The sequence below is a fragment of the Streptomyces sp. NPDC005551 genome, assembly GCF_042871785.1.
In the GTDB taxonomy this organism is placed as follows: Bacteria; Actinomycetota; Actinomycetes; order Streptomycetales; family Streptomycetaceae; genus Streptomyces.
Genome location: NZ_JBIAJE010000006.1, coordinates 330,182 through 345,107 on the forward strand (window position 1 = coordinate 330,182; position 14,926 = coordinate 345,107).

Here is a 14,926-nt window from a genome sequence, read left to right on the forward strand (position 1 = left end):
GTCACGCTAGGCCCTGTCGTCGCGTTCCCGCCTGCCCCGCGACGCCGGACAGGCCCTACAGCCGGGAGTCCGGTTCCCCCTCGGTGCTGCGGTGCCGGGCCGGGCGGGTCAGCCGCTGGGCCACACAGGAGGGGATCGGCGCCCCGTGGTCGTGCGGCCGGGACCGGTACGCGCTCGGCGTCTCGCCGACCAGTTCCGTGAAGCGGGAGCTGAAGGACCCGAGCGAGGCGCACCCCACCGCGAAGCACACCTCGGTGACCGTCAGGTCCCCGCGCCGCAGCAGCGCCTTGGCCCGCTCGATGCGACGCGTCATGAGATACGTGTACGGCGTCTCGCCGAAGGCCGCCCGGAAGCTGCGCTGGAAGTGCCCCGGTGACATCAGCGCGGTGCGCGCGAGCTCGGCCACGTCCAGCGGCTGCGTGTACTCACGGTCCATGCGGTCCCGCGCCCGCCGCAGCCGCACCAGATCCTCCAGCGTCACGTCCCCAGGATGCCACGGGCCGCTCACGGCGGTGCTGCTCGTCCGGGTCCGGCGCAGCGGACATACGACCGCACCCGGTCCGCCGCGCCACCGGTGGGCGGCGTGCGGGCCGGGTGCGGTCGAAGACCGGGCGACGAAGAGATCGCAGGTCGAAAAGCGCGGCCTTGGGTCAGGCCTTATTGGTCTCTTGGTAATGGGCCAGGGCGTTCTGCGGACTGTGTGCGGACTGGTACGGCATTACAGGTCTTCGTCGTCGACGGGTTCGGGTTCGCGGATGTACGCGAGGTCCAGGACGTAGCGTTCGGTGACCGGAGGGGTGCTCCACGCCTGGGTGAGGTGGTCTTCGAAGGTGTCGTCGGTGGGGTGGTCGAGCGTCGTCGCGTAGTAGTCGGCCGTCGCCTGCCGGTTTTCTCACCAGGCGTGGCCTTCGTAGACGCCGGGGCGGGGCAGGTTCATCTCCCCCGCGGGGCCGTATTCCAGTTGGTTGACGACGAGAACGCCGGTTTCCGACTCGATGCTGACAGGCACATGGCCTTCGGCCTCGGCGGGCGGGTCGGGTGCGCTGTCCCAGACGCGAAGGGCGACCTCGACCTCGATGTCGGGTTGCAGGCTGCGGAGGTAGAGGTGGTAACCGTTGCCAGCGACCACAAGCCTGCGGGCAGCGGCCATGGCGTCGTCATCGCTGAGACAGGCGTCGGAGTCATAGACCTCCACAACACGGCGGGCCGGTGTGGCCTTGCAACGGTATTCAGCCAGGAGAGCCATGGCGCCGGTCCCTTTCTGCTAGCTGGTGATCTTCACGTAGAAGGCGTCGCCGTCCAGCATGCGGTTGAGGGACCTCGGGCACCCCCCGTCGCAGGATCAGCCTCAACGAGGCCCTCGCGTTCGCCCGCGTCTCTTGGAGCTTCCCCTTGGAGAGTTGACGTCCCCGCCTCTGGAGGGGCTGACATCACCGGTCAGCGGCTCGTGCAGGAAACCGTCGAGGCGTTCTACGATGCGGGCCCGCTACCGCGACCTCGACTGTGGAGCACTCCCGCTGATTCGACCGCAAACTCGACGCCCAGCGTCGGCTCGACGAGGTCACGACCTACGCCGGTTCGAGTCCGCTCTCGTCGCCGACGGAGCGAGCGTCAAGCAGGTCCAATCGTCCTTAGCCACGCCTCCGCAGTCATCACGCTGTGGACCTGCCCACCTCCGGCCGGGCGAAAAAGACCGCACCCGGTCCGCTGCGCCACCGGTGGGCGGCGTGCGGGCCGGGTGCGGTCGAAGACCGGGCGACGAAGAGATCGCAGGTCGAAAAGCGCGGCCGTGGATCAGGCCTTCTTGGTCTCCCAGAAGATCTTGTCGATCTGGGCGATGTAGTCCAGCGCCTTCTGGCCGGTGGCCGGGTCGGTGGACGCCTTGGCGGCCGAGAGGGCCTTCAGGGCGTCGTTGACCAGCTGGTGCAGCTCCGGGTACTTCTCGAAGTGCGGGGGCTTGAAGTAGTCGCTCCAGAGCACCGAGACGTGGTGCTTGGCGAGCTCGGCGCGCTGCTCCTTGATGACCGTGGCGCGAGCCTGGAAGTGCGGGTCGGCGTTGCCGGCCATCTTTTCCTGGACGGCCTTGACCGACTCCGCCTCGATGCGGGCCTGGGCCGGGTCGTACACGCCGCAGGGCAGGTCGCAGTGCGCGCTGACCTTGACCTTGGGGGCAAACAGGCGGGAAAGCATTGAGCTGTCCTTCCTCGTGATCGTCTTCTCAGGTGGGACATTACTCCGTGGGAGAAGCGATTTCGCGGGTGCCCCCATGGGCTTAGGACAAAAGTCCGGGGTGAGACTGGGACTGGTGGAGGATCGGACCGGGGAGGTGCCGGTGATGCCGGAACTGTCGCAGGAGGGCGAGCACGGGAGGGCCGTGCTGCCCTTCGGAGTGGCCGAGGTGACGGGGCCGTCGATGGTGCCGACGCTCCACCACGGCGACCGCCTCGTCGTGCAGTACGGGGCCCGCGTGCGGCCCGGCGACGTCGTCGTGCTGCGCCATCCGTTCCAGCAGGACCTGCTCGTCGTCAAGCGGGCGGCGGAGCGGCGCGAGGGCGGCTGGTGGGTGCTCGGCGACAACGCCTACGCCGGCGGGGACAGCACCGACTACGGCACCGTCCCCGAGGACCTCGTGCTCGGCAGGGTGCGCTTCCGCTACCGGCCGCGCGGGGACGGTCAGCGGTCGCCGTTCGCGCTGGCCCGCTGGGCGCTGTCCGCCGCCAGGCCGGTGCTCTCCGGCCGGTCCGCCTCCAGGCGCTTGCGGGCGCGGTAGGCGGCGACGTTGGCACGGGTGGCGCACCGGTCCGAGCAGTAGCGCCGGGAGCGGTTGGTTGAGGTGTCCAGGAAGGCGTTGCGGCAGGGCGGGGCCTCGCACAGGCCGAGACGGTCGACGCCGTACTCGGTGAGGTGGAACGCGAGCCCCATCGCGGCGATCGCCGCGTAGCCCGCCGTCACGTTCGACGGGTGGTCCGCGAGGTGCATGTGCCACAGCGGGCGGCCGTTGTCGTCGCGGTGGTCGTGGCCCGAGATCTGCGGGCTCACCGGGAACTCCAGGAGCAGTGAGTTCAGCAGGTCCACGGCCAGGGTCTCGTCGCCCGAGTCCGCAGCCTCGAAGACCGCGCGCAGCCGGCCGCGCACCGAACGGAAGCGGGTCACGTCCGCGTCCGTGGCGCGGCGGGCCGCCGACACGTTGCCCGCGAAGAGGTCGCGGATGGCCTCGACCGAGGTGAGCGCGTCCTTGCCCCGGACGGGCTCCTCGCTGTTGACGAGTCGTACCGCATAGTCCGAGTAATAGGCCAGTTCCACTTGTAGTCCTTACTGGGGCGCTCTATCGTCGTGGCTGCGGTCGAGTAACAGATGACTGTGCTTACAGGGTATTACGCGGTGGAGCGGAGAAGGAGCGGCCGTGACGAGCACGACCGGAACGGACGGGGCAGCGGCCGGAACCGACTGGGGGGCGTGGCAGGAGAGCTGGGACCGGCAGCAGGAGTGGTACATGCCGGACCGCGAGGAGCGCTTCCGGGTGATGCTGGACATGGTGGAGGCCTTCGCCGGCACCGCACCCCGCGTCCTCGACCTCGCGTGCGGCACGGGAACCATCACGGCCCGGCTTCTCGGCCGGTTCCCGGACGCCCGCAGCACCGGCGTCGACCTGGACCCCGCCCTCCTCACCATCGCCCGGGGCACCTTCGAAGGGGACGAGCGGGTCTCCTTCGTCGAGGCCGACCTGAAGGACCCCGACTGGACGGCGCGGCTGCCGTACGCGTCGTACGACGCCGTGCTGACCGCGACCGCCCTGCACTGGCTGCACTGCGAACCCCTCGCGGTCCTCTACGGTCGGATCGCGGGCCTCGTCCGCGACGGCGGTGTCTTCATGAACGCCGACCACATGATCGACGAGACGACGCCCAGGATCAACGCGGCGGACCGTGCCCAGCGGCACGCCCGCATGGACCGGGCCAGGCGGGACGGCGTCCTCGACTGGGCCCAGTGGTGGGAGCTGGCAGCCGCCGACCCGGTCCTGGCCGGGCCGACCGCCCGCCGGTTCGAGATCTACGGCGAGCACGCCGACGGCGAGACGCCCTCCGCCGACTGGCACGCGCGCGTGCTGCGCGAGCAGGGCTTCGCCGAGGCGCGGCCGGTGTGGCGCTCGCCCTCGGACGCCCTGGTGCTGGCGGTCAAATAGCCCGCACGGCACGGTCCCGCGGAACGGGCGACCTGCGGCACGGTCCCGGGGACGGTCACGCTGCGGCGTGGTCGCCCACGGTCGTCGCCTGGCGCTGTGGTCGCCCACGGCCGCCTTGCCGCGCGGTCGCCCACGGTCGTCCTGCGGCGCGGTCGCCTCGGGATGGCTCCCGGCGCACGGTCCCAGCGGCGCGGTCGCCGCGGGACGCGCGAAACGGGCGGTACGGGGATTCCGTACCGCCCCTTTTCGTGGCGTCGCGTCCGCGCGGGCCGGTCAGAGCACCTTCGACAGGAAGGACTGCGTCCGTTCGTGCTGCGGGTTCGTCAGGACGTCGCGCGGGTTGCCGGACTCGACCACCACACCGCCGTCCATGAAGACCAGCGAGTCGCCGACCTCCCGGGCGAAGCCCATCTCGTGCGTGACGACGACCATCGTCATGCCGGACTCGGCGAGGTCGCGCATGACGTCGAGGACGTCACCGACCAGCTCCGGGTCGAGCGCCGAGGTCGGCTCGTCGAAGAGCATCAGCTTGGGGTCCATGGCCAGCGCGCGGGCGATCGCGACGCGCTGCTGCTGGCCGCCGGACAGCTGCGAGGGGTAGTTGCCCGCCTTGTCGGCCAGGCCGACGCGCTCCAGCAGCTGGCCGGCGCGCTCCCGGGCCTGCGCCCTGCTGACGCCCTTGACCTGGACCGGCGCCTCCATGACGTTGTCCAGCGCCGTCATGTGCGGGAACAGGTTGAAGCGCTGGAAGACCATGCCGATGTCCCGGCGCTTGAGGGCGACCTCGCTGTCCTTGAGCTCGTACAGCTTGTCGCCCTTCTGGCGGTAGCCGACCAGCTCCCCGTCGACGTACAGCCGGCCGGCGTTGACCTTCTCCAGGTGGTTGATGCACCGGAGGAAGGTCGACTTGCCGGAGCCGGAGGGGCCGATGAGGCAGAAGACCTCGCCGGACTTCACCTCCAGGTCGATGCCCTTGAGGACTTCCACGGGACCGAAGGACTTGTGGACACCTTCGGACTTCACCATCGGCGTGGTGGTGTCCGACTTGGTCACGTCGGCGGTCATGTCGTGCCTCCGCTCGGGCGGCCCAGCGAGAGCATGTTGGCCTTGATTTTCTGGAACGGAGTGTCCGGCAGGCTACGGCTGGAACCGCGCGCGTAGTACCGCTCGACGTAGTACTGCCCGACGCTGAGGACCGAGGTCATGATCAGGTACCAGGCGGCGGCGAGGAAGAGCATCTCCACCGGTGCGCCGGATGTCTGCCCGATGTCCTGGGCGTAGCGGAAGAGCTCCGGATACTGGACCACCGACACCAGCGAGGTGGTCTTCAGCATGTTGATGACCTCGTTGCCCGTGGGCGGCACGATGACGCGCATCGCCTGCGGGATCACGATCCGGCGCAGTGTCTTGCTGTGGCTCATGCCGAGCGCGTGCGAGGCCTCGGTCTGGCCCTCGTCGACCGAGAGCAGGCCGGCGCGGCAGATCTCCGCCATGTAGGCGGCCTCGTTCAGGCCCAAGCCCAGGAGCGCCGTCAGCAGCGGCGTCATGAAGCTCGACCAGTAGTCCTTGTAGATCGGACCGAGGTTGATGTACTCGAAGACCAGGCCCAGGTTGAACCAGATGATCAGCTGGACCAGGACCGGGGTGCCGCGGAAGAACCAGATGTAGAACCAGGCGATGGACGACGTCACGGGGTTCTTCGACAGCCGCATCACGGCCAGCATGATGCCGCCGACGATGCCGATCACCATCGACAGCACCGTCAGCAGGAGCGTCTTTCCGACGCCCGTGAGGATGCGGTGATCGAAGAAGTAGTCCGGTACGGCGTTCCAGTTGATCTTGCCTTGGCCGAACGCGTAGATGATCGCGACGAAGATCGCGATCGCGATGACGGCGGAGACATAGCGGCCGTAGTGCCGGACCGGGATGGCCTTGATGGCTTCCGGCCCGGCCGGGGGAGTGTCCCCGGGGCCCGTCGTCTTGTCGATGTCAACAGTCACGGATGTTGCCTTTCAGTGCCGCTGGAGTCGCGGTCACTTGCCGCCGTTGATCTCGGCCGACTTAACCGCTCCGGCCTCGACACCCCACTTGGAGATGACCTTGGCGTACGTGCCGTCCTTGATGATCGCGTCGAGCGCGGCCTGAAGGGCGTCACGGAGCTGGGTGCTGGACTTGGCCACGGCGATGCCGTACGGGGCGGCCTCGACCTGGTCGCCGACGATCTGGAAGTCCTTGCCGCCGCCCGAGGTCTTCACCGCGTACGCGGCGACCGGGAAGTCGGAGGAGCCGGCGTCGGCACCGCCGGCGCGCAGCCGGGTCTGGGCCTGCTGGTCGTTGTCGTAGGCCTCGATGGCGATCTTCTTGCCGCCGGTGCACTTCTTGGACTCGGCCTTGGCGAGGTCCTCGGACACCGTGCCGCGCTGCAGGGCGATCTTCTTGCCGCACAGGTCGGACCAGGTCTTGATGCCCTGGGTCTTGCCCTTGGGCGTGTAGATCGAGACGCCCGCGGTGAAGTAGTCGATGAAGTCGACACCCTCGCCGACCTTCTTGCCGGTCTCGGAGTCGATGCCCTCCTGACGGTCCTTGGTGTCCGTCATGGCCGACATCGCCATGTCGTAGCGCTTGGAGCGCAGACCGGTCAGCAGGGTGTCGAAGGTGCCGTTCTCGAACGTGAACTTCACGCCGAGCTGCTTGCCCATGGCGTCCGCGAGGTCGGGGTCGATGCCCACGGTCTTGCCCGAGCTGTCCTTGAACTCGACCGGCGCGTACGCGATGTCCGAGCCGACCTTGATCTCGCCCTTGTCCCGAATGGCCTTGGGGAGCTTGTCGGCCAGCGGGGCGGTGCTGGTCTTCGTGCTGTCCGACCCCTTGTCCTTGGTCTGGTCACCGCAGCCGGTGAGCAGCAGGGCGCCGGCGACCGCGATCGCACCGACCGCTGCTATCCGGGACCGGGCGGCGGGGGTACGACGGGTGGAGCTTGCGGTCATGGTGGTTCCTCCGGCGGATGAGGGAGTTGCCGATGGGTCGACGAGAACACACACCTTCGAGTGTCGCGACCTCGTGTGATGACGGCATCTTGCCATTCGGATTCGCGCATTCAGGCGACTCGCTATGTCAAAATCGGATAACGGGTCGTCGCCGAACCACTTGAGGCTGGCCCGCCGGGCCGGATGTTGTGCGGGAATCCCCCCTTCCGGCCGGAAGATCTTCGGCTCCTCCACCGATGCGAACGACCGCTTCTTCGCACTTGTGCGGCTTGAGGACCAATCGAGGACTTGTCCCGATATCCGGTGACGAGTCGTGTCACGCGCGTGTGACCTTCGCACTATGGACTCGTCGATGACCTGGTCCGTCGGGTAAGAAGGTTCCTTACACCCCTCATCCGGGGCTCAGGGCGCGTGTGCGGCGCGCCCGTCGCGTATCCGCCCGTACGCAACCACGGCGGCAGGGCATACGCGGTGCCCGCCCACGCCTCAACCAGGAGTGGTCACCCTCAAACCTTGAAGACTTAAGGGGTAAAACAAAGTGGCAGCGGAGATCGTCAATCCTCGCAGCGACAGCAGTACGGATCAGGAAGGCGAGGCGGAGCCCCTCGATTCCTTCGACCCGGCATTCGCGCTGCACCGTGGGGGCAAGATGGCCGTGCAGGCCACCGTGCCCATCCGTGACAAGGACGACCTGTCCCTGGCGTACACGCCCGGCGTGGCGAAAGTGTGCAGCGCCATCGCCGAGCAGCCGGAACTGGTCCACGACTACACATGGAAGTCGTCCGTCGTCGCCGTCGTGACCGACGGGACGGCCGTGCTCGGACTCGGTGACATCGGTCCGGAGGCCTCGCTCCCCGTCATGGAGGGCAAGGCCATTCTCTTCAAGCAGTTCGGCGGGGTCGACGCGGTGCCGATCGCGCTCGCCTGCACGGGCGTCGACGAGATCGTCGAGACCGTGGTCCGGCTCGCCCCCTCGTTCGGCGGTGTGAACCTGGAGGACATCTCGGCGCCTCGGTGCTTCGAGATCGAGCGGAAGCTCCAGGAACGCCTGGACATCCCGGTCTTCCACGACGACCAGCACGGCACGGCGGTCGTCACGCTCGCCGCCCTGCGCAACGCCGCCCGGCTGACCGGGCGCTCGCTCGGCGAGCTGCGCGCGGTGATCTCGGGCGCGGGTGCGGCCGGGGTCGCCATCGCCAAGTTCCTGCTGGAGGCGGGGCTCGGTGACGTCGCCGTCGCGGACCGCAAGGGCATCGTGTCCCGTGACCGGGACGACCTCACCCCGGTCAAGCGGGAACTCGCCGAGCTCACGAACAAGGCGGGCATCTCCGGCTCGCTGGAGTCGGCGCTCGCGGGCGCCGACGTCTTCATCGGCGTCTCCGGCGGTACGGTGCCGGAGGCGGCGGTGGCGTCGATGGCCGAGGGCGCGTTCGTGTTCGCCATGGCCAACCCGGACCCCGAGGTGCGTCCGGAGATCGCGCACAAGTACGCGGCCGTGGTGGCCACCGGGCGGTCCGACTTCCCGAACCAGATCAACAACGTGCTGGCGTTCCCCGGCATCTTCGCCGGTGCGCTTCAGGTCCGGGCCTCCCGGATCACGGAGACGATGAAGATCGCGGCGGCCGAGGCGCTGGCCGCGGTCGTCGGGGACGACCTCGCCGCGGACTACGTGATTCCCTCACCGTTCGACGAGCGGGTGGCGCCGGCTGTCACCGCGGCGGTTGCCGCTGCGGCTCGGGCGGAGGGTGTGGCCCGACGCTAGGCGCCGGGTGCCTGTGGCCCCGTCGGGATTCGTCCCGGCGGGGCCGTCTCCTTTTGCTGCCGGAATTCTGGCGGCGCCTGAATTTTTACCTGCCGGGTGGTCCGGGTGGGTGGTTTCTCGCCCCCTCCGCCCCTACCCGTCCCGTCCCACGGGGGCTGCGCCCCCGGACCCCCTCGCGCGCCGCGCTCGTCCTCACACGCCGGACGGGCTGAGACTCGGTCCCCGGGGTCGCGGGGTGCGCTCGTCCTCAGGCACCGGGCGAGCCGCACCGGTGCTGTGACGGGACGCGTGTCACAGCAGGACGTTGTTCCTTCGGGGAGGGGCGGAGCCTATCGTCATGGTCATGTTCGCTGCCTACGCCGCCCGAATCGACCGTGACCAGCCGCTGAACGGCCTGGAGTTGGGGGAGCGCCCGGCCCCCGAGCAGAGGCCCGGCTGGACGACCGTGAACGTCAGGGCCGCCTCCCTCAACCACCACGACCTGTGGTCCCTGCGCGGAGTCGGCCTGTCCGAGGACAAGCTGCCGATGATCCTCGGCTGCGATGCCGCGGGCGTCGACGAGGACGGCAACGAGGTCGTCCTGCACTCCGTCATCGGCCAGAGCGGCCACGGCGTCGGACCGGACGAGCCCCGCTCCATCCTCACCGAGCGCTACCAGGGCACCTTCGCCGAGCAGGTCTCCGTACCGACGTGGAACGTGCTGCCGAAGCCCAAGGAGCTCTCCTTCGAGGAGGCCGCCTGCCTGCCGACGGCTTGGCTGACGGCGTACCGCATGCTCTTCACCAACGCGGGCGTGCGGCCCGGCGACTCGGTCCTCGTCCAGGGCGCGGGCGGCGGCGTCGCCACCGCCGCGATCGTGCTGGGCAAGGCCGCCGGTCTGCGGGTCTTCGCCACCAGCCGGGACGAGGCCAAGCGCAAGCGTGCCGTCGAACTGGGCGCCGTGGAGGCCCTGGAGTCCGGGGCACGGCTGCCTCAGCGCGTGGACGCCGTGATCGAGACCGTCGGGGCCGCCACCTGGTCGCACTCGGTCAAGTCGCTGCGCCCCGGTGGCACCGTCGTCATCTCGGGTGCCACCAGCGGAGACCGCCCCTCCCACGCCGAACTGACCCGGATCTTCTTCCTGGAGCTGAAGGTCGTCGGGTCCACGATGGGCACCAAGGACGAGCTGGAGGACCTGCTGTCCTTCTGCGCCGCGACCGGAGTACGGCCCGTCATCGACGACGTCCTGCCGCTCGACCGGGCCCGCGAGGGCTTCGAGCGCATCGCGTCGGGCGACCAGTTCGGAAAGGTCGTCCTCACCGCGGGCTGACCGCCGTTCCGCCATCCGCACCTTCTCGTCGCTTCATCCACGGCGGGCCCGGAGTCTCCGGGCCCGCCGTCGGTGTGTCCGGCCCCGCACGAGACTGCGCGCCACACCAGACTGTCAACTCCGGTTGACAGGTGCGAGCTGTCAACATGCGTTGACATCATGACCGAAGCAACGGATCTCGCCGAGCGTGCGGGGGACCGCGATCCGCGGATCGGCCTGCGGGCCGTCTCCGCGCTGCGGCGGCTGCTGGAGCAGCTGGAAGCGGTTCAGGTGCGCAACGCGCGCAATCAGGGCTGGTCGTGGCAGGAGATCGCCGCGGAACTCGGCGTGAGCAGGCAGGCCGTGCACAAGAAGTACGGGAGGCAGTGATGTTCGAGCGATTCACCAAAGACGCCCGCGCCGTGGTGACGGGGGCAGTCGAGCACTGCGAACGGACGGGGGAGGAGCGGGTCGAGGAGGCGCACCTGCTGCTCGCCCTGCTCGACCGGGAGGGCAGTCGCGGTTCGTTCGCCCTGACGTCGCTCGGGCTGGGGGACCGCCGTGAGGCGGTGGCCCGGGACCTTGCCGAGGCCCGCCGCCGCGGAGGGCTCTCCCGCGCCGACGCCGACGCCCTCTCCGGGCTCGGCATCGACCTCACCGAGATCGTCTCCCGGGTGGAGGAGGCGCACGGGACGGGTGCCCTGGCGGGCGGTGGGGGCACCGCCGGGCGGCGGTCCGGGCGGCGCCCCTTCACGCGCGGCGCCAAGGACCTCCTCACCCAGTCCCTCCGGGTCGCGCTCGCCCTCCGGGACAGGCGCATCGGCGACGAGCACCTGCTCCTCGCCCTCACGGCCCGCCCCGGCGTCCCGGCCGAGGTGCTCGCCGACCACGGGGTCACGTACGAGAGTGTGCGACGCGTGCTGTGGGGCGGGGGAACGGCCCAGGCGGGCTGAACAGCCGGGCGTCCAGCCCGCCCGGGCGGGCTGGACACCCGGGCGGGCTGGACGCCCGAGCGGGCTGTCAGCCGGGCGGGCTGGACGCCCGAGCGGGCTGTCAGCCGGGCGGGCTGACAGCCGTTCGGCTCGGCGGCCCGTCCTTCACCGGCCCGCGTTTCGCGACCCCGCCCCTTCGCGAGCCCGTGCCCCGGGAGTCCGGACTTTTCCCGTGCCCCGGGAGGCCGGACTTCTCCCGTGCTCCAGGAGCCCGGACCTGTCCGGATCCCCGGGCTCAGGGCTTCGGCGTGCGCAGGGCCGCCCCTATGTGCGCCGCCGCCGTCGACAAGTGGCGGCGCGCCTCACGGAGCTGCTCCTCCGTCACGCCGTGGTCCCGGGCCGCGTCGCGGATGTCGTCGCGGAAGCGGTCCAGCAGACGGTCGAGGTCGCGGGCGGGATCACCCGTGGAGTCCTCGTGGGCCCAGGACGGCTCGTACCCGGCGGGGAAGTCCTCGCGGGTGACCGTGTACTCCGGCTCCGCTTCCGGCGTCGCGCCCGGGCGGCCGAAGCCGAAGTCCTTGCCGAGGCCCTTCCCGAAGTCCTTGCCGAAGTCGCCGAACTCCTTGGCCAGTTCGCTGAGTCCCTCCCGCACGCCGGTGGGCCAGTCGCCGCGCGCGAAGTGGTCCTGGACCTGCTCCTGGACCCGCCTGGCCATGCGCTGCATCTCCTCCTGCGCCTGCGCGCGGACCTTGTCCTGGGCCTCCTTGGCCTGGCGCCGGGCCCGCTGGGCCTCGTCGCGAGCCCGCCGGCTCTCGTCCTTCGCGCGCCGGGCCTGCTCCTTCCACTCCTGCTTGACGCGCCGCATCTCCTCCTTCGCGAGCCGCCACGCCTCCTTCTCCCCGAAGTCGCCGGACTCGCCCGCGGTCCCGAAACCGCCCGGACGGCCGAGCCGCTCCCCGGCTCCGGAGGCACCCGGGGAACCGTCCCTGGCCTCCCGGGCCGCCGCGCGCATCTCGCGCCGCAGATCACCCGCGGCGCCCCGCACATCGGCACGGATCTCGGCGGCCAGCTCGGCGACCGACTCGCCGATCTCCAGCTCCAGATCGGCCAGCTCACCGCTGCGGTCGGCCAGTTCGGCGCGGCCCGCGTCCGTGATGGCGTACACCTTGCGGCCGCCCTCGGTGGTGTGGGTGACCAGCCCCTCTGCCTCCAGCTTGGCGAGCCGGGGGTAGACGGTGCCGGCCGAGGGCGCGTACAACCCCTGGAAACGCTCCTCGAGGAGGCGGATCACCTCGTACCCGTGGCGGGGGGCCTCGTCGAGCAGCTTGAGCAGGTAGAGCCGCAGGCGGCCGTGAGCGAAGACGGGGGGCATCTCAGAGCACCTTCTTGTCGGTCGGTCCGTCGGTCGGCGGCGCGTCCTCCGCCGGGGGCCGCCGCAGCAGGGCGATGGAGCCGGAGACGGTGATCGCCTTCAGTCTTCCCCTGCCCGCGCCCAGTCGGCCGGTGATCTTCTTGGCGCCCCACTGCCCGCCCACCCGCAGATCCTCGAAGGCGCTGGAGACCGACCCGCTCGCGGTGTTCGCCTCCACCTCCGCGTCCGCCGGGTGGGGGAGCCGGACGGCGATCTCCCCCGAGACGTTCGTCAGGTGGACGTCGGTGGCGGCGCCCGTGCCGTCGAGGTCCACGATCATCGAGCCGCTCACGGACTCGGCCCGCACGCTCGAACCCGCGCCCTCGACGACGGTCAGGTCACCGGACACGGAATTGAAGCGGAGGTCGCCGGTGACGGCCTGGGCCTCCAGATTGCCGGACACGGTGCTCACCCGCACCGGTCCGGAGACGGCGACGAGCGTCGTGTCCCCCGACACCCCTCTGACCTCCACCCGGCCCTCGGTCCCGGACACCACGGCGGCGGCTCCTACCACGCCCACCTCGACGGGCGTGCCCGCCGGGACGGCCAGCGAGACGACCGCGCTGCGCCGCCACGCCTGGGGGTCGAACCACTTCAGGAAGCCCTGCCAGGGAAGGTCCTCGTACGCCACCGTCAGGGTGCCGCCGGACCGGGTCACCCGGAGCGGCGGGCCCTCCAGCTCGGAGACCTCCAGCCGGGCGGAACCCTCGTCGGTACCCACGACGTTCACCGTTCCGTTGACGATGCGCACGTGGAGCGCCGTCACGGGGTCGTCGAACGTCAGTGTCCTCGGCTCTGCGACGGACCACTCGGACATGGTGCGACCTCCTCGGCCGGACGGGACACGACACGCCATATCGCGTCTTCCACGTTTCACGATATATCGCGGATGCCGAAAGTCAAGACATTCGTTCTCGTGAGACCACGGCGTCCGGTCCGTTTCGACGAGAGGTAATAAAAGGGGCAAGCCGGATCGAATCCGCCCTACCGTAGGACCATGCCGACCACCCCCGACGAGCCCGCGGCCACGCCCGGCGGCTCCGCCGACACGCCTGCCGGCGCCCTGCTGCTCTGCCGGGCGGACCCCGCCGCCGTGGGGTCCGCCGCACGGCTGCTGCGGGAGCCGATGGAGCTCGTCGCCGCCGGCCCCGGCTGGAGTGTGCTCGTGCCCGCGGGCACCCCCTGGGCGGGCAACGCCGAACCGGTCGACCGCGTGCTGACCGGCTGGGCCGCGGCCCTCGCCGTGGGCTCCCCCTGGCCCGTGCTCGCGCTGTGGTGGGACGCCGACCGCAGCGGCTACACCCTGGCCTCGGGCTTCCGCCGCCCCGTCGGCTACGAGTGGCTCGCGAACGGCACCCCGGTCGGTGAGGACGAGGCGATGCACACCTTCGCCGTCCGTCTCGGCCTCGACCCCGTCCTCGACATGCAGGCCCTCGACCGGCTGACACAGCCCGACGCCGCTGCCGACGCCCGGGCCCGCCTGAGCGGGCTCCTCGCCGTCCTCATGCGGGCGGGGGTGACCCTGCCGGACGGCCTGGCGCCCGGTACGCCCGCCGGGCGCCTGACCGAGGCCGCCCGCGGCCTGCCGGGCTCCCGTCCCGTCACCCGGGCTGACCGGAGCGGCGTCCACGAGAGCTCCGACGTCGCACCGGACCGTGTCCGTGCGGAGCCCGACGCCGCCGGAGACCGCGCGCCGGAGCCCCCGTTCCGCACCGTCCGCGCGGGACCCGGCACGGGAGCCGAGACGCGCCGGACCGGGACGCGCGCACTGGCCCTCGGACAGCTGGCGGTGGGACTGCCGCTGAGCGCCTACGGCGTGCGGCACCGCAGCGGCGGCTGGATCGTCGCGGGGGCCCTGCTGCTCCTCCACGGTGCCCTCGGCCTCGCGTACGACCGGAGGCGCGACCAGGGCTGACCGCCTCGCCGCACCGTCGCCAGCCGGGCCCTACCGGCCGCGTCGGCGCACTCGGCAGCGCCGGCTGGCGTGCCCGCCGCCTGCCCGCACCCGCCCGTACCCGCTCGCGCCTGTCAGTGCTCGCCGCACCCGCCCGTACCCGCTCGCGCCTGGCGGTGCCTGCTCGCACGTGCCTGCCGCCCGCTCGCGCCTGCCGGCGTCCTCGGCGGGGCGGGGGAGGGTCTACTCCTCGTCGTCCTCGTCGTCCAGCCGGGCCAGCCACGTCGCGAGCCGCTCGACCGGCACCTCGAAGTCCGGGTTGAGATCGACGAACGTACGCAGCTGCTCGGCGAGCCACTCGAAGGTGACCTCCTCCTCGCCGCGCCGCTTCTCCAGTTCCTCGATGCCACGGTCGGTGAAGTACACGGATGCTCTCCTGGGGCTGGGCCGGCACCGGCCGGCCGGGGGT

The 14,926-nt window shown here is 70.8% G+C and carries 17 protein-coding genes; 7 read left to right on the top strand and 10 right to left on the bottom strand.

The window, feature by feature from the left end; translation table 11 throughout:
- Positions 1-55 precede the first annotated feature (55 nt).
- The 3 genes from ACFYP4_RS19555 to sodN form a co-directional block, all read right to left on the bottom strand.
- A complete protein-coding gene (locus ACFYP4_RS19555) occupies positions 56-481 on the bottom strand; it encodes a helix-turn-helix transcriptional regulator (protein WP_358852723.1) in 426 nt (141 codons plus the stop codon).
- A gap of 411 nt (positions 482-892) precedes the next feature.
- The gene (locus ACFYP4_RS19560; RefSeq protein WP_388786538.1) at positions 893-1,246 is read right to left on the bottom strand and encodes a hypothetical protein; all 354 of its coding nucleotides are present in this window, start codon (positions 1,244-1,246) and stop codon (positions 893-895) included.
- A gap of 548 nt (positions 1,247-1,794) precedes the next feature.
- Positions 1,795-2,190, bottom strand: coding sequence for a superoxide dismutase, Ni (sodN, locus tag ACFYP4_RS19565; protein WP_358852725.1), 396 nt, complete (start codon positions 2,188-2,190; stop codon positions 1,795-1,797).
- A gap of 145 nt (positions 2,191-2,335) precedes the next feature.
- Here sodN and sodX point away from each other — a divergent pair, with 145 nt between their 5' ends.
- Positions 2,336-2,770: a nickel-type superoxide dismutase maturation protease gene (gene sodX, locus ACFYP4_RS19570; protein WP_358852765.1), complete on the top strand. Its 435-nt coding sequence runs from the start codon at positions 2,336-2,338 to the stop codon at positions 2,768-2,770.
- Here sodX and ACFYP4_RS19575 read toward each other — a convergent pair.
- Positions 2,674-3,303 carry a CGNR zinc finger domain-containing protein gene (locus ACFYP4_RS19575; RefSeq protein WP_358852726.1) on the bottom strand — a complete coding sequence of 210 codons (630 nt, stop codon included), beginning with the start codon at positions 3,301-3,303 and terminating at the stop codon, positions 2,674-2,676. The two genes, sodX and ACFYP4_RS19575, sit on opposite strands and share 97 nt — an antisense overlap.
- Before the next feature lie 100 nt (positions 3,304-3,403).
- On the opposite strand from ACFYP4_RS19575, the gene ACFYP4_RS19580 reads away from it, so the two are divergent.
- On the top strand, positions 3,404-4,183 hold the full coding sequence (locus ACFYP4_RS19580; protein ID WP_388786542.1) for a class I SAM-dependent methyltransferase: 780 nt from the start codon (positions 3,404-3,406) through the stop codon (positions 4,181-4,183).
- A gap of 273 nt (positions 4,184-4,456) precedes the next feature.
- Here the strand turns inward: ACFYP4_RS19580 and ACFYP4_RS19585 are convergent, their stop codons facing one another.
- The 3 genes from ACFYP4_RS19585 to ACFYP4_RS19595 are packed head-to-tail and all read right to left on the bottom strand — an operon-like array spanning position 4,457 to position 7,170.
- Entirely contained in the window at positions 4,457-5,248 is a 792-nt protein-coding gene (locus ACFYP4_RS19585) for an amino acid ABC transporter ATP-binding protein (RefSeq protein ID WP_388786545.1), read from the bottom strand.
- Positions 5,245-6,183 (bottom strand): amino acid ABC transporter permease, encoded by a 939-nt coding sequence (locus tag ACFYP4_RS19590; RefSeq protein ID WP_358852729.1) that lies wholly within the window; start codon positions 6,181-6,183, stop codon positions 5,245-5,247. The genes ACFYP4_RS19585 and ACFYP4_RS19590 overlap by 4 nt, the downstream gene beginning before the upstream one ends.
- 33 nt (positions 6,184-6,216) lie before the next feature.
- On the bottom strand, positions 6,217-7,170 hold the full coding sequence (locus tag ACFYP4_RS19595; RefSeq protein ID WP_358852730.1) for an ABC transporter substrate-binding protein: 954 nt from the start codon (positions 7,168-7,170) through the stop codon (positions 6,217-6,219).
- A gap of 538 nt (positions 7,171-7,708) precedes the next feature.
- On the opposite strand from ACFYP4_RS19595, the gene ACFYP4_RS19600 reads away from it, so the two are divergent.
- The 4 genes from ACFYP4_RS19600 to ACFYP4_RS19615 all read left to right on the top strand — a co-directional run bounded on the left by ACFYP4_RS19600 (position 7,709) and on the right by ACFYP4_RS19615 (position 11,173).
- A complete protein-coding gene (locus ACFYP4_RS19600; protein WP_358852731.1) occupies positions 7,709-8,932 on the top strand; it encodes an NADP-dependent malic enzyme in 1,224 nt (407 codons plus the stop codon).
- Between the two features lie 343 nt (positions 8,933-9,275).
- On the top strand, positions 9,276-10,241 hold the full coding sequence (locus tag ACFYP4_RS19605; protein WP_358852732.1) for a zinc-binding dehydrogenase: 966 nt from the start codon (positions 9,276-9,278) through the stop codon (positions 10,239-10,241).
- Positions 10,242-10,400: 159 nt separating this feature from the next.
- Positions 10,401-10,610, top strand: a complete 210-nt coding sequence (locus tag ACFYP4_RS19610; RefSeq protein ID WP_217454569.1) for a helix-turn-helix domain-containing protein — start codon at positions 10,401-10,403, stop codon at positions 10,608-10,610.
- Positions 10,610-11,173 carry a Clp protease N-terminal domain-containing protein gene (locus tag ACFYP4_RS19615; RefSeq protein ID WP_388786551.1) on the top strand — a complete coding sequence of 188 codons (564 nt, stop codon included), beginning with the start codon at positions 10,610-10,612 and terminating at the stop codon, positions 11,171-11,173. The genes ACFYP4_RS19610 and ACFYP4_RS19615 overlap by 1 nt, the downstream gene beginning before the upstream one ends.
- Positions 11,174-11,447: 274 nt before the next feature.
- Here ACFYP4_RS19615 and ACFYP4_RS19620 read toward each other — a convergent pair whose 3' ends face one another.
- Both ACFYP4_RS19620 and ACFYP4_RS19625 read right to left on the bottom strand, forming a co-directional pair.
- Positions 11,448-12,524, bottom strand: a complete 1,077-nt coding sequence (locus ACFYP4_RS19620) for a helix-turn-helix transcriptional regulator (RefSeq protein WP_388786554.1) — start codon at positions 12,522-12,524, stop codon at positions 11,448-11,450.
- Between the two features lies 1 nt (position 12,525).
- Positions 12,526-13,380, bottom strand: coding sequence for a DUF4097 domain-containing protein (locus tag ACFYP4_RS19625; RefSeq protein WP_388786557.1), 855 nt, complete (start codon positions 13,378-13,380; stop codon positions 12,526-12,528).
- A gap of 180 nt (positions 13,381-13,560) precedes the next feature.
- On the opposite strand from ACFYP4_RS19625, the gene ACFYP4_RS19630 reads away from it, so the two are divergent.
- Positions 13,561-14,478 carry a hypothetical protein gene (locus tag ACFYP4_RS19630; protein ID WP_358852736.1) on the top strand — a complete coding sequence of 306 codons (918 nt, stop codon included), beginning with the start codon at positions 13,561-13,563 and terminating at the stop codon, positions 14,476-14,478.
- Positions 14,479-14,700: 222 nt separating this feature from the next.
- Here ACFYP4_RS19630 and ACFYP4_RS19635 read toward each other — a convergent pair whose 3' ends face one another.
- Positions 14,701-14,883 (bottom strand): DUF6104 family protein, encoded by a 183-nt coding sequence (locus tag ACFYP4_RS19635; RefSeq protein ID WP_005312030.1) that lies wholly within the window; start codon positions 14,881-14,883, stop codon positions 14,701-14,703.
- Between the last annotated feature and the right edge of the window lie 43 nt (positions 14,884-14,926).